This window comes from Thermobrachium celere DSM 8682 (genome assembly GCF_000430995.1).
Lineage (GTDB): Bacteria > Bacillota > Clostridia > Clostridiales > Caloramatoraceae > Thermobrachium > Thermobrachium celere.
This window is the reverse complement of sequence record NZ_HF952018.1, coordinates 980,929-995,615: the sequence shown is the minus strand read 5'-3', so window position 1 is coordinate 995,615 and position 14,687 is coordinate 980,929. Positions and strand designations below refer to the sequence as shown.

Genomic DNA, 14,687 nt, shown 5'->3' with positions numbered 1-14,687 from the left:
TGTGAAGAGGAATTTTATAATAGCATTAGTAGGATTGATCATTTTAATATTACAGCAAACAGTAATAATGAATATAAGCTTATTTGGTATTAAAATAGATTTACTTTTAATTTTTATTGTTAGCATTTCCATGTTTATTGATAAAACAGACATTATATTTACTGTATTACCAATAGGCATTGTAAAAGATGCCTTTTTTCCTTATGTTTTTGGTTTAAATACTTTAATTTTAGTATTAGTATCTCTAATAGTATGCATGATAGAAAAAAAGATTTACAAAGATACGATAATTATACCTATGATATTTACTTTTTTTGCAACACTAATTAAATTAGCTATTACATTGCTGTTTTTATTACCAACAGGTATATTAGGTACTAATTATAATTATATTGGAAAGACTGTAGTTTTTGAAACTTTATTTAATTCAGCTTTAGCAGTTATTGTCTATAATTATGTTAAAAGAATGATGAATTCAGAAACACTAAAGAGGGAATGGAAGTTTTAAGTAGGTGATACAATGAAAAATAATAGAATAAGATATTTTTCTATTATATTAATCTTTATGTTTATAATTTTGACATTACGTTTGGCATTTTTACAGATATTAAATGGTGATTATTATAGTCAACAGGCAGAAGCAGTATTTAGTAGGGTTTATAGTCAAAAGTCCCCAAGAGGTGAGATATTAACTAGAGATGGTCAAAAATTAGCTACAAATATTCAAAGTTTTAATATAGTTTATACAGATAATAGAAAGGTAGTACCAGAAAAGGACATTCCGATAGTTTTATTAAAACTAATGAGGCTTATTAAAAATAATACACAAGATTATAATAAGTTTATGTTAGATACAGTACCTTTTAAGGTAGTAAATAATAAAATAGAGTTTAGTTTCACAGTATACGTTCCAGAAGAAGATGAAACTGTAGAAAATGATCCTGAAAAGCAGATGGAAGCAATTAAGAAAAGAGAAGAAAAAATAAAGGCATTGCTAAAGGCTAAAGAAGAAAGATTTAAAAAGGATTATAATCTTCCATTAAATTTAGATGCAAATACAACTTTTTATGAGTTGCTTGTAAAGTTTAAAATAGCAAACAAGACAGGTGAAAGCTATTCATTTATTCAAGATATGAGCTTAGAAGAAGCAAGAGATTTATTGGCTTTAAGAATTCAAATAGATAAAAACAAATATTACAAGTATAAGCCTGCTGTAATTGCAAGAAATGTAACAAGACAGACTGCTTTTTATATAGCCACAAAGTCTGAGGAATTACCCAATATAACTTTTATAGAAGAACCATTAAGATATTATCCAAACGGTATTATGGCAGCCCATGTAATAGGTCATTTAAAAAGAATAGGAGATAGTGAAGCTGATAAATATAAAAATTTAGGATATGACATAAATAGTGAACTAATTGGTGCGTTAGGCTTAGAAAATACATTTGAAAATATAACTCAAACACGAAATCAATATAATGCTTCGTTAAGAGGTGAACCTAAGGAAAAATATATCACTGTCGATAAATTTGGAAATCAATTAAAATTGATAGGTGAAGTTGAAGGAATTCCAGGAGATACAATTGTAACAACAATAGATTATAATTTACAAAAGGTTGCAGAAGAATCCTTTGATAAACTGTTAAGTGATTTACAGTCTGGTAAGGCAGATGGTACACCGAGGCCATATGCAAACAGAGGTGCTGTTGTTGTAGTAGATGTAAAAACAGGTGAGATACTTGCATTAGTAAGTAGACCAGCATTTGATCCTAATCTGTTTGCAGAGTTTGGTACAATTAAAGATGAAGAAACAAGACTTAAAATAACAAATCCTGAAAAATTTGTTTCACCAAAAGAGGAATTTTATCAAAATTATACTGATATAATAGCAAAACCAAGCTTCAATTATGCCACAAAAGCGGCAATACCCCCTGGTTCAACATTTAAATTGTTTACATCAATTGCTGGATTAGAAGAAGGTGTAATAACTCCAGATACTATAATTGTTGATAAGGGTGCATATAGAGAGCTTCCGAACTTTACAGGTAATTGTTGGATTTATAATGAAAAACATTCAACCCATGGACCTGTAAATGTTGTAAAGGCTCTACAAGTTTCATGTAACTATTTTTATTATGCAGTTGGACATAAGCTAGGTTGGGAAAGATTTAATAAATGGCTAGAAAAATTTGGATTAGTAAATACAAAAGACAATGAAAATCCAACAGGTATTGAGATTGAAGAAAAAGTAGGAAGTGCAGCTAGTGTTCAGAAGAATATGGAAAATAAGGTAGGTGCAAGTATAAAACAGATAGCTGCGAAATTAAAAATAAAAGAAGATGACAAGTTATTATTGGATATAAAGGAGATGTTTTTAAAGCAGAATTTAAATGAAGAAAGATTAGCAGGCTTAAGCGAAAATCAAAAGAAATATATATATAGACAATATCAAATATTTTTAAATGAAACTCAAAACTTAAGTGAGCTTTTAAATGCATCTATAGGTCAAGGAGCTAACCAACTTACTCCATTACAAATAGCTCAGCTTTATATGACAGTAGTAAATGGTGGTTATAGATATAAGTTGCATCTTGTTAAGGAAATCTTAAATCCTGATGGTTCAGTGAAATATAAGGTGGAACCAGAAGTATTAAGTAAGGTAGATATAAAGCCAGAAAATTATCGAGCTGTAATGGAAGGATTAAAAAAGGTTGCAGAAGAAGGAACAGCAGCAAGTATATTAAGAAACTACCCTATACCAAACGGAGGTAAAACAGGTACAGCACAGGTTATAAGTTCAAATAAGCCAGAGCTTAAAAAACAAGCACAAGCAGATGGAGTTGTTGCTAATGGATGGTATGTGGGGGTTGCACCTATTGATAATCCACAGATTGTAGTTGTTGCACTAGTTTTTAACTCTGCACATGGTTCATCATGTGCAAAAGTTGTAAAGGATATATATGATGAGTATTTTGGTTTAAATAAGCAAAATAATGTTGATCAGAATAATACTACACAATGAACCTTTGCTGCCATTCGGCAGCTTTTTTTATCAAAAAATCTGTTTTTTAAAACTAATTTGTATGTTAAAATATAAATATGTCGTAATTTTTTAGAAGGAATTTTAAGTTGTATGTTGAATAATATTAATAGATGACCTTGGAGGGTAAAATGAGTAGCATTGTAATGAAGGGAACAAAAGATGGGCTGGTTATCTATATTAATAGTAGTGAAAGACAGATAGTTTTAAATGAGATATTAAACAAATTAGATAATGCTAAAGAATTCTTTAGAGGAAGTACTATTAAATTAGTGGACAAACTAAATACGTTAGATGATGATTTTATAAAACAGTTACAGGATATTTTAAAAGAAAAGTATAATATTAATGTATATTGTGATTTTAAGAAGCAGAAAGAAGAAAACGAAAAGGTATTTTCGGGCATATATGAAGGTAGAACAAAGTTTGTCAAAAATACTGTTAGATCAGGACAGAGAATTACATACAATGGAAATGTTGTAATTATTGGTGATGTTAATTCTGGAGCTGAAATTATAGCTTATGGAAATGTAATAGTATTAGGTGTTTTAAGGGGGGTTGTTCACGCAGGAGCTAATGGAAATAGGAGAGCAATAGTTGCTGCGTACATGCTTCAGCCAACTTTATTAAAAATTGCTGATGTTACCTCAAGAGCTCCAGATGAAAAAATAAAACCAAAAACACCAGAAGTGGCAAAGGTAAAGGAAAATTATATTGTAATAGAGCCATATTTACCAAATAAATTTTACTAATGATGGAGGGAGAAAGCAATGGGAGTGGCAATAGTTGTGACTTCAGGTAAGGGTGGAGTCGGTAAAACGACAACAACAGCAAATATTGGAACTGCATTGGCGATGATGGGTCAAAAAGTTGTTGTAGTTGATGCAGATACAGGATTAAGAAATTTAGATTTACATTTAGGACTAGAAAATAGGATAGTCTATAATTTAGTAGATGTTGTTGAAGGAGTTTGTAGGTTAAAACAAGCTTTGATTAAAGATAAAAGGTTTGATAATTTATTCTTACTTCCAACTGCGCAAACAAAGGATAAAACAGCAGTTACACCTGAACAAATGCAAAAGCTAGTTGATGATTTAAAGAAGGAATTTGATTATGTAATAATTGATTGTCCAGCTGGTATTGAACATGGATTTGAAAATGCAGTTGCAGGTGCAGATAGAGCAATTGTTGTTACTACTCCTGAAGTTTCTGCAGTAAGAGATGCAGATAGAATAATAGGTAAGTTAGAAGCAAAAGGTTTAGAGGATCATCAGCTTATAATTAATAGAATAAAGTATGAAATGACTAAGAAGGGTGAGATGTTAAATATAGACGACATGACTGATATATTAGCAATAAAGTTACTTGGAATTATTCCAGAAGATGAAAAAATAGTAATATCAACAAATAGAGGTGAACCAGCTGTAACAGATGAAAACTCAAAAGCTGGTAGAGCTTATAGAAATGTAGCAAGAAGAATTATGGGTGAAGATGTACCATTTATTGAGTTAGAAGAAGAACCAACAGGATTTTTTGCTTCAATTAAAAAGTTATTATTTAAGAAGTAAGGGGTGTTACTATGGATTTGTTTAAGTTTTTTAGTAGAGAAACTCCTTCTAAAGATGTAGCAAAAGAGAGATTAAAGCTTATATTAATTCATGATAGAGCAAATGTATCTCCACAGTTTTTAGAAATGGTAAAAGGAGATATAATAAGGGTAATTTCAGATTACGCTGAAATAGATGAATCAGGATTAGAAATAAAATTAACTCGAGCAGGTGAACATGGAACTTCTTCACCAGCCCTTGTAGCAAATATTCCAATTAAAAAAATGAAGGAGTTTGGAAGATAAGATGTTTTCTTATCTTCCTTTTTGTTTTATAATATATTAGTTAGAGGAGGTGTAATATGATTACTATAAATAAAAAATTATTTAGATATTTCGATTTAAATATTTTTATAAGCATGATTATTATATGTTTTTTAGGTATTTCAACTATATTTTTTGCAAATAATGCTCTAGAGACAGGGAATTATAGAAATACAGTTGCTCAAATAATTATATTGATTGTTTCTTTAATAGTATTTTGTTTTGTTATTTTAATTGATTATACAACCATAGGTTCATATTATAAATTTATATATGTTGCCACTAATTTATTAATAGTTGCAGTATTGTTATTTGGAAAAGAGGTAAATGGAGCTAAAGCTTGGTTGGGTGTAGGCCCTTTTGGTATTCAGCCTTCTGAATTTGCAAAGCTGTCAATAATTATTGGGTTAGCAAAGATACTTGAAGAGGTAGACGAAGTCAATAAATTTGATGTGTTGAAGCGAATATTTATTTATGTAATTATACCAATGGCGTTAATTCAACTACAGCCAGATTTAGGCACTAATATGATTATTGCAGTAATAGTTTTAGGGATCTTATTTGTTGCAGGGTTAGATTTAAAATTTATTTATATCCCTGCTTCAATAATGGCAGTATTTATTCCAATAGCATGGAAACTAGATTTAATTGCTAAACATCAAAAGCATAGAATATTAGTATTTTTGAATCCAGAACTAGATAAACTAGGAATTGGTTATAATGCTGCCATGGCAAAACTTGCAATAGCTTCAGGTAAGTTTTTTCCAAAGAATTCACTAGCAGATATATTTAGGAGTAATACTGAGCTTTCATCAGGTAAGTTTATACCAGAAGCACATACAGATTTTATTTTTGCAGTATTTGCTGAAAACTGGGGTTTTTTAGGTAGTATAATATTATTATTGTTGTATTTTAATATCTTATATAGAGCTATAAAAATATCAAAGGTTGCAAAAGATAAATTTGGGCAATATTTAGTAGTTGGGATAGTTACAATGATAGGCTTTCAAGTTTTTCAAAATATAGGTATGGACATAGGGCTGATGCCAATTACAGGAATACCATTACCATTTATGAGTTATGGAGGAACATCACTATTAACTAATGTAATTGCTATTGGTCTTATAATAAATGTTAGTATGAGAAGGAAAAAAATAAATTTTTAATGCATGCGTTTTGCATGCATTTTTTTATTATGTATAAATAAATATTATAGTAGATAAAAATGGAGGTGGTTTGATTGAATTACTATAACAATCCCTACAATAAATATAATCGAATTAAAAGAAATAAATATTTAGATAGCCTAACTAAAAGGTTTGCAGTTGCAACGTTGATTTTTCTATTGGCTTTATTATTAAAAGTAACTAATTATTACAATGGGAGTACTTTAATTTTTAAGGTAGAGAACTACTTAAATAAAGATTACACAGAATATGCAGATAGATTTATGAAAGATAGTGATATAATACAGACATTTTCTAATAAGGTATTAAAAAAAGAACAAAAATCTTTTTCAATTGAGGTAATGCCAGTTGAAGGTAATATAGTAAGACCTTTTGGTGAATATGTAGATGCTAAAACAAAAAAGAGCTTTTTTAATAATGGTGTTGACATAGAAATTAAGGATGATTTAAATGTTCGCTGTGTTTTTGATGGTAAAATTGAAAAGGTTGAAAATACAAAAGATAATGGTATAGTAGTTACTATTAGCCACAGTGGAAATTACAAAACCAAATATTATAATATATCTGAGCTGTTAAAGGATATTGGAGAAGATGTAAAAAAAGGTGACGTAATAGGCCAAATAGATAAAGAAAAGAATAAAACTATCCATTTTGAGGTATTATTCAATAACAATTTTGTTGACCCTCTTAAGTTAATGAGCACTGAATAGAGGTATAACATGGCTGAGATGAAATTAATATTTTATTATTTTTTCTTTTATTGTTTACATGAAATTTTTCATTTATTTACTTCATTAGTTTTGGGATATCAAATTGACTGTATAAAATTTAAATGGATTGGATTCAATATAAATTATAAAAACGAATTCATATTACCTTTACATGATGTTTTAATATCTTTTAGTGGACCCTTAGCAAATTTATTATTTTTAATTATATTTAAATTTATTTATCCTAATAAAATTATGTTTAAAGTTAATTTAGTTTTATTTACATTTAATATGTTACCATTTAATTTTTCTGATGGAGGTAGGATATTAAAAATTATATTAAAATACTATGTGGGATTTTATAGGTCTTTTCTTATAGTTAATATTTCTAGTATTATATTTTCATCAATATTATTTATTTTAGCAACAATAAATATAAAAAAAATTAATTATATCTTAGTAATGATTTTATGTATTTATATAATCATAGAAAGTATGTTGGATTATAAGAACAGAATTATTTATGTTCTTAAAGATATGTATTTAAAAAATTATTTATTAAAAAACAAAAAAGTTATTAAAATAAAATTAAAAGGAGTACAGTTCAACAATAAAATTCTTGATATTATCCAAAGTTTCTGCTTTAATAATTATTATGTGATATACGTATTTAAAAATTCAAATTTATTAGGAAAAGTAACTGAATATGATATTGTACATTTCTTTCAGATGTATGGGAATATAACACTTGAGGAATTGATTAATATACAAAACAGGAGGAATTAATAATGGTAATACTAAATGAAGAAATATTAAATAGTGTACAGAAACCAGCTAGGTATGTTGGGAATGAAGTAAATTGTGTTAAAAAGGATAAAAATAGCGTTAAAATAAGATTTGCTTTCTGTTTTCCTGATGTATATGAAGTTGGTATGTCTCATTTAGGTTTAAAAATAATATATCATATGTTAAATGAAAGAGAAGATTGCTATTGTGAGAGGGCCTTTGCTCCTTGGAGTGATATGGAAAATATTATGAGGGAAAAAAATATACCGCTTTATGCTCTTGAAACAAAGGACCCACTTAGTGAATTTGATTTTGTTGGTTTTACATTGCAATATGAGATGAGTTATACAAATGTTATAAATATGCTTGATTTAGCAGGCATACCTTTATTATCAGAACAAAGAAATAATCATCCATTTGTTGTTTTTGGTGGACCATGTGCATATAATCCAGAACCACTTGCTGATATCGCAGATTTCTTTATACTAGGTGAAGCTGAGGAAGTATTAAATGAAGTACTAGATCTCTATTTAGTTTGGAAAGAATCAAAGGCATCAAGAAAGGAATTTTTAGAAAAAGTAAGTGAAATAGAAGGTGTATACGTTCCATCACTTTATTATATAGAATATAATGACGATGGTACTATAAAGCAGATGGTTCCCAAAAAATCTAATTACAAAACTAAGATTACAAAAAGGATAGTTAGGGATTTAGATAAATCATATTATCCTGAAAAAATGATTGTTCCAGTTACTGAAGTAGTTCATGATAGAATAATGTTAGAAACATTTAGAGGTTGTACAAGAGGATGCAGATTTTGTCAAGCAGGTATGATATATAGGCCAATAAGAGAGCGAAGTACAAGTAAATTAGTAGATTTAGCTGATAGATTAGTAAAGTCAACTGGGTATGATGAAATATCATTAACATCTCTTAGTATATGTGATTATTCAGATATTGAAAACTTAGTAAAAACGCTTATTGAAAAATATAGGGAAAGTAATGTTGGAATTTCATTGCCTTCCCTTAGAATAGATTCATTTTCTGTTAATTTAATAAATGAAATACAAAAGGTTAGAAAAACAGGCTTAACATTTGCGCCAGAAGCAGGTACACAAAAGATGAGGGATGTAATAAATAAAGGTGTTACTGAAGAAGATCTTATTAAATCAGTTAGAAGTGCCTTTGAGTTAGGATGGAATAATATTAAGTTGTATTTTATGATCGGATTACCATTTGAAACGAATGAAGACATTGAGGGTATTGCTGAACTTGCTTATAAGGTAGTAGATGAATATTTTAATGTACCAAAAGAAAAAAGGCAAAAAGGATTAAATGTTACAGTTAGTACTTCTTCTTTTGTTCCTAAACCTTTTACTCCTTTTCAGTGGTTTGGACAAAATACTATGGAACAATTATATGAAAAGCAAAGGTTATTAAAGGAAAAGATAAAGAGTAAATTTATAACTTACAATTGGCATGAAACTCCAATTAGTTTTCTAGAGGCAGTATTTGCAAGAGGAGATAGAAGATTAACAAAGGTGCTAATTAGAGCTTGGGAACTTGGTTGTAAATTCGATGGATGGCAGGAGCACTTTAAATTTAATAAGTGGATGCAGGCATTTGAAGAATGCAATATTGATCCTCATTTTTATGCAACAAGACATAGAGACTTAGATGAAGTTTTACCTTGGGATTTTATTGATGTTGGTGTAAGCAAAAGTTATCTAATAAATGAATATAAAAAGGCAGAGAAGGCTATATTAACCCATGATTGTAGATTAGGATGTACAGGCTGCGGAATTACTAAGCTTTTGAAAGGTGGTAAATGCTTTAATGAATAGGTATGTTTTAAAACTAAAGAAGATAGGGGATATTAAATATATATCTCATCTTGATACAATGAGAACTCTGCACAGAGCAATTAGAAGGGCGGAGTTACCAATAACATACTCAAAGGGGTTTAATCCACATCCAAGTATTTCATTTGCAGCTCCTTTATCAGTAGGAGTAGAGAGTTTAGCAGAGTATGTAGATATAGAATTTGATAAAATTATTGATACAAATGAAATAAAGAATAAAATTAATGATAACATGCCATCAGGTTTAGAGATTATTGAGGCAATACACATAAAAGAAAAAATGCCTACATCAATGGCAGCAGTTAAAGTAGCAAAATATGAGATTAAATTGAAATATGATGATATAAAGAACATAGAAGCAAAAATTAAAGATATAATAAATTCTAAAGAAATCATTCGAACTAAAAAATCAAAGTCTGGAGAAAAACTTGTAAATATTAGAGAAATGATATATGATTTAAAATTAAAGGAAGTGGCTGATGAATATTTTATTGTAGAATGCACTATAAAAACATCAAATTCAGGTAGTTTAAGTCCAGAAATTTTAGCTGATTTGTTGAAGGAAGTTGGGGCATTTGGTCAGCCAGTTGTTAGAAGAATTGAAATGTATGCTGAAAAGGATAGTGAATTTATACCCCTTGATAAGTATTATAAAAGGGTGTGATAATTTGAAAAAGTTATTAATTGACTACAATGAAATCCAAAATCGGGCTATCTTGTTAGAAGATGATCAAATTCAAAAGATTTATATAGAAAATGAATTAGAAGAGGATATATGTGATAACATATACGTTGGTAAAGTTAAAGGTATTTCTAATAAAATGAATGTAGCTTTTGTTGATATTGGTATTAAAAAAGAGGCTATCTTGCCTCTTTTTTCTGATTACAATTTAAAAATTAATCAGGATATACTTGTTCAAGTAAATAGAGAATCAAAATCAAACAAAGGACCAAGGCTAAAACATAATATTCAACTAAAAGGAAGATATATAATACTGCAATTAAATAATAATGAAGTGATAATATCTAATAAAAATAAATTTCTAGAACATAGTAATACTACTGAATTTAAAGGAAAATATGGTTGTATTATTAGAAGTAGAACTAAGAAGGAAGATTTAAAATATGCAAAGGAAGAATATTATAAATTATGTAATTTAGCAGAAGATATATTAAACTCCTATAAATATTTAAAATCACCAAGTTTGATATATAAAAGCAATTCATTTTTAAAAAATATTTATTACGAACTAATTGATGAAGATGTTTTTGAAATTGAAACAAATAGTGAAGAAGTTATTAAAAGCTTAACTCAATATGAAGACTTAAGAAATTTAATTTTTAAATTAGACGAAAAATTATTTTTAAAAGTAGACCGCTTAATAGATGCAAATTTAAATAGATATATTAAATTAAAATCAGGTGGGAATATAGTTGTTGATTTTACGGAAGCATGTACTGTAATAGATGTAAATTCAGATGAATCAGCAACAAGACTAGATGCATTACAGGTAAATCAAGAAGCTTGTTCTATTATTGCAGATTATATAAACAGATATGATTTAACAGGTAACATATTGATTGATTTTATTGATATTAATAGAAAACAAAGACTCTATTTAGAAAACGCAATTAGAGAAAGTTTTAATAAAAAGAATATAGATATTAATATTTTTGGATTTTCTAATTTAGGCATTTTAGAACTATCAAGAAAAAGATTTTCTAAAAGCTTCTTTGAAAAATATTATCTTTCAGATTTTAAAACAAAAAATATACATACAATTTTAAGGGAGTTTGAAATATATATATCAAAATACAATAAAAATGAGCATATTTTTTGGATTAATCAACACATGTTTAATGAGTTTTATAACCTGATTTTTACTAAAACCAAATCATTAAAGAAAAAATATAAATGTGAAATTAAAGTTTTACCCGCAAAAATTGAATCGTATAAATACTTAGAAAAGGAAGATTGGAAACTTGCATTTAATAATTTAAGTATTTATGAGTTAAAGGAAGAAGGAGATTTTATTCAAATAAAATTAAAAAGGTGTTGACATAATGGCTTTATATATGATAAACTACCTTTTGTAGACCGCACGGGACGGGCTTAAAACCTTATGGTGCCTAGATCCACGGCGAGACTGGGTAGAGGAGGTGTAATGATGTACGCAATAATAGCAACAGGTGGAAAGCAATACAAAGTTCAAGAAGGTGACCTACTATTCGTTGAAAAGCTAAATGCAGATGTTGACTCAACTGTTGAAATTAATGAAGTACTTGCTGTTTCAAAGGATGGTAAGTTAACTGTAGGTGCTCCAACAGTTGAGGGTGCAAAGGTTGTTGCAAGAGTAGTAAAGCATGGAAAGGCAAAGAAGGTTATAGTTTTCAAGTTCAAGGCTAAGAAGGATTATAGAAGAAAGCAAGGTCATCGTCAACCATATACTCAAATTAAGATTGAAAAGATCGAAGCGTAATTAACATAGAGCTTTCTTATAAGGAGGTGTGATTATGGCTCATAAGAAAGGTGTCGGAAGCTCCAAGAACGGTAGAGATAGTGAATCCAAAAGACTTGGTGTCAAGAGAGCAGATGGACAATTTGTTCTTGCAGGAAACATACTTGTAAGACAAAGAGGAACAAAGATACATCCAGGTGAAAATGTAGGTAGAGGAAAAGACGATACTCTATTTGCATTAATAAATGGTGTTGTAAGATTTGAAAGATACGGAAAGGATAGAAAGAAAGTAAGCGTATATCCAGTTGAAGTTGCTCAATAATAAAAATGCACCCATTAGGGTGCATTTTTATTGCATTATATGGATATGTAGTGTATTATTGTATTGGTAATACACATGTAAGCAGGTGATTAAGATGGAAAATGATAAAATTATTAAGTGGTGTATAAATCAGTCGAGAAGGCAAAGACATGATTTTATGAATTATTTACAAGTTATATTTGGATATTTACAAATAAACAAACCAAATGAAGCCTTAAATTACATAAAGAAAATAAATAATAAAATGGTAATGCTAAGCCAAATATATAATTTAGAAAGTAGTTATATAGCATTAATTATACAAGATATTATAAGTATAATTGAAAGATGCGGATTAGAATGGCATATAAAAAGTATTATAAGTTACATATCTGATGAGGAAATAACTAAAAATATAAATAAGTATTTTGATACATTAGAAAAAATAAAAAATGAGTTAATGCTAATAATAAAATCTGATTTTAAAAAACAGGAAATATATATTACTGTTTATTCAATAGATAATATACAGTATATATTATTAACAAATACTTCAAATTTTGATGATTCATATTTATCAGAACTGAATAATAGTAAAGATTTAATTCATAAATATGACTATCTAGATTGTAAAGCGGTGTTAATTAAAGTTATTTAAAGGTGGTGATTTCAATGTTTGTTGATGTAGCTAAGATATATGTTAAAGCAGGAGACGGAGGACATGGTTGTGTTTCATTTAGAAGAGAAAAATATGTTCCATTTGGTGGTCCAGATGGTGGGGATGGTGGACGTGGCGGAGATGTTATTTTTAAAGTTGATCCTAATATGAGAACATTATTAGACTTTAAATATCAGAAGAAATATGAAGCACAAAGAGGAGAAAATGGTGGAACAAATAATAAGTTTGGTAAAGATGGAGAAGATTTAATTATAAAAGTACCCGCAGGAACAGTAATTAAAGATGCTGAAAGTGGTAGAATAATGGCTGATTTAGTTGATGAAGGTCAAGAATTTGTGGTTTGCAAAGGAGGAAGAGGGGGAAGAGGAAATAGTAGATTTGCAACACCAACAAGACAGGCACCAAACTTTGCTGAACCAGGTATGCCTGGAGAAGAAAGATGGGTTACCCTTGAGCTTAAGCTGTTAGCTGATGTTGGGTTGATAGGTTTCCCAAATGTAGGAAAATCAACAATTCTTTCTATGGTTACTGGTGCTAAACCCAAAATAGCCAATTATCACTTTACAACTCTTACTCCTAATTTAGGAGTTGTTGATATGCAAGGTATAAAAAGCTTTGTTTTAGCTGACATACCAGGACTTATAGAAGGTGCACATGAAGGTGTTGGTCTTGGAATAGACTTTTTAAGACATGTAGAAAGAACAAAGGTATTAATACATGTAATTGATGCATCAGGTATAGAAGGAAGAGATCCTATTGATGATTTTTATAAGATTAATGAAGAATTGAAACTATACAGTGAAAAACTATCCAAAAAACCTCAAGTTGTTGTGGCTAACAAATGTGATATACCTGGTAGCGAAGAAAATGTTAAGAGACTTAGAGAAGAATTAAGCAAACATGGAATTGAAGTTTTCGAAGTTTCAGCTGCAACAAATAAAGGCTTAAAAGAAGTTATGTTTTATGTAAGCAATATGTTAGATAATATTGTAGAGGAAAAAGAAGATTATGAAGTTTATGTTCCAGAAGAAAAGAGGTTTACTTATACTATTAGAAGAGATGATGATGGATCATATGTAATTGAAGGCTCTTTTGTTGATAGATTGTTATTAAGTGTAAATATCTATGATAGTGAATCACTCAAATATTTCCATAAAGCACTTGAAAAGAGAGGCATAATTGAAGAACTTAAGAAAATGGGAATACAAGATGGTGATTTAGTAAGAATGAATGATTTTGAATTTGAATTTGTAGAATAAGGGAGGTTTATATAATAAAATGATTACAAGCAAGCAAAGAAGCTACTTAAGAGGTTTAGCAAATGGTATTGAATCTATAGTTCAAATAGGAAAAGAAGGAATAGACGAAAGAGTATTGCATCAAATTGATGAAGCTTTAGAAGCTAGAGAAATAATAAAGTTAAATGTGTTAAAAAATTCGTTATTAACAGCTAGAGAGGCCTGTGATATAGTTTGTGAAGCTTTAAAGGCTGAACCAGTACAAGTTATTGGAAATAAATTTGTAATTTATAGACCATCCAAAAATAAACCTAAAATAGAATTACCAAGTAAAAAATAAATTAAATAATAAAAGTGCCACAAACAATTTTGATTAAAGTTATTAAAATTGATTTGTGGCACTTTTATTTATGGTTCTTTGTCAATAGTTGGGGCGGGTATTCATTTAGAATGCCTGTCCTTTCTTATTTGAGAGGAATTTTAGAAAGATAAATTGGTTTTGAGGGAGTTTGCCTAAAAGTTTGCATGACAAAAAGACCAACGGTAGTTGGG

At 28.8% G+C, this 14,687-nt stretch carries 16 protein-coding genes; all 16 read left to right on the top strand.

Features of this window, described 5'->3' with window-relative positions; genetic code table 11:
• Position 1: 1 nt before the first annotated feature.
• The 16 genes from mreD (at position 2) to yhbY (ending at position 14,475) form a co-directional block, all read left to right on the top strand.
• Complete coding sequence (gene mreD / locus TCEL_RS05355) at positions 2-508, top strand: rod shape-determining protein MreD (protein WP_018661918.1); 507 nt, start codon at positions 2-4, stop codon at positions 506-508.
• A 12-nt stretch (positions 509-520) separates the two neighbouring features.
• Positions 521-3,025: a penicillin-binding transpeptidase domain-containing protein gene (locus TCEL_RS05350; RefSeq protein ID WP_018661917.1), complete on the top strand. Its 2,505-nt coding sequence runs from the start codon at positions 521-523 to the stop codon at positions 3,023-3,025.
• Between the two features lie 149 nt (positions 3,026-3,174).
• Positions 3,175-3,795 (top strand): septum site-determining protein MinC, encoded by a 621-nt coding sequence (minC, locus tag TCEL_RS05345; protein WP_018661916.1) that lies wholly within the window; start codon positions 3,175-3,177, stop codon positions 3,793-3,795.
• Between the two features lie 18 nt (positions 3,796-3,813).
• The gene (gene minD, locus TCEL_RS05340; protein WP_018661915.1) at positions 3,814-4,611 is read left to right on the top strand and encodes a septum site-determining protein MinD; all 798 of its coding nucleotides are present in this window, start codon (positions 3,814-3,816) and stop codon (positions 4,609-4,611) included.
• 11 nt (positions 4,612-4,622) lie between these two features.
• Positions 4,623-4,895: a cell division topological specificity factor MinE gene (gene minE, locus TCEL_RS05335; protein ID WP_018661913.1), complete on the top strand. Its 273-nt coding sequence runs from the start codon at positions 4,623-4,625 to the stop codon at positions 4,893-4,895.
• 56 nt (positions 4,896-4,951) lie between these two features.
• Positions 4,952-6,079, top strand: coding sequence for a rod shape-determining protein RodA (gene rodA, locus TCEL_RS05330; RefSeq protein ID WP_018661911.1), 1,128 nt, complete (start codon positions 4,952-4,954; stop codon positions 6,077-6,079).
• A gap of 74 nt (positions 6,080-6,153) precedes the next feature.
• The gene (locus TCEL_RS05325; RefSeq protein WP_040683751.1) at positions 6,154-6,810 is read left to right on the top strand and encodes a murein hydrolase activator EnvC family protein; all 657 of its coding nucleotides are present in this window, start codon (positions 6,154-6,156) and stop codon (positions 6,808-6,810) included.
• Positions 6,811-6,900: 90 nt separating this feature from the next.
• Complete coding sequence (locus tag TCEL_RS13820) at positions 6,901-7,596, top strand: zinc metalloprotease (RefSeq protein WP_207636302.1); 696 nt, start codon at positions 6,901-6,903, stop codon at positions 7,594-7,596.
• A 2-nt stretch (positions 7,597-7,598) separates the two neighbouring features.
• Positions 7,599-9,440 (top strand): TIGR03960 family B12-binding radical SAM protein, encoded by a 1,842-nt coding sequence (locus TCEL_RS05315; RefSeq protein WP_018661905.1) that lies wholly within the window; start codon positions 7,599-7,601, stop codon positions 9,438-9,440.
• A complete protein-coding gene (locus tag TCEL_RS05310) occupies positions 9,433-10,122 on the top strand; it encodes a TIGR03936 family radical SAM-associated protein (RefSeq protein ID WP_018661903.1) in 690 nt (229 codons plus the stop codon). Before TCEL_RS05315 ends, TCEL_RS05310 begins: the two co-directional genes overlap by 8 nt.
• 4 nt (positions 10,123-10,126) lie before the next feature.
• Positions 10,127-11,518: a ribonuclease E/G gene (locus TCEL_RS05305; protein WP_040683750.1), complete on the top strand. Its 1,392-nt coding sequence runs from the start codon at positions 10,127-10,129 to the stop codon at positions 11,516-11,518.
• A 108-nt stretch (positions 11,519-11,626) separates the two neighbouring features.
• Positions 11,627-11,938 carry a 50S ribosomal protein L21 gene (rplU, locus tag TCEL_RS05300; protein ID WP_040683749.1) on the top strand — a complete coding sequence of 104 codons (312 nt, stop codon included), beginning with the start codon at positions 11,627-11,629 and terminating at the stop codon, positions 11,936-11,938.
• Positions 11,939-11,972: 34 nt separating this feature from the next.
• Positions 11,973-12,239: a 50S ribosomal protein L27 gene (gene rpmA, locus TCEL_RS05295; protein ID WP_018661893.1), complete on the top strand. Its 267-nt coding sequence runs from the start codon at positions 11,973-11,975 to the stop codon at positions 12,237-12,239.
• A gap of 94 nt (positions 12,240-12,333) precedes the next feature.
• On the top strand, positions 12,334-12,876 hold the full coding sequence (locus tag TCEL_RS05290; RefSeq protein ID WP_018661891.1) for a Spo0B domain-containing protein: 543 nt from the start codon (positions 12,334-12,336) through the stop codon (positions 12,874-12,876).
• A gap of 14 nt (positions 12,877-12,890) precedes the next feature.
• Entirely contained in the window at positions 12,891-14,156 is a 1,266-nt protein-coding gene (gene obgE, locus TCEL_RS05285; protein ID WP_018661890.1) for a GTPase ObgE, read from the top strand.
• Between the two features lie 19 nt (positions 14,157-14,175).
• Positions 14,176-14,475: a ribosome assembly RNA-binding protein YhbY gene (gene yhbY, locus TCEL_RS05280; RefSeq protein WP_018661888.1), complete on the top strand. Its 300-nt coding sequence runs from the start codon at positions 14,176-14,178 to the stop codon at positions 14,473-14,475.
• The last annotated feature ends 212 nt before the right edge of the window (positions 14,476-14,687 follow it).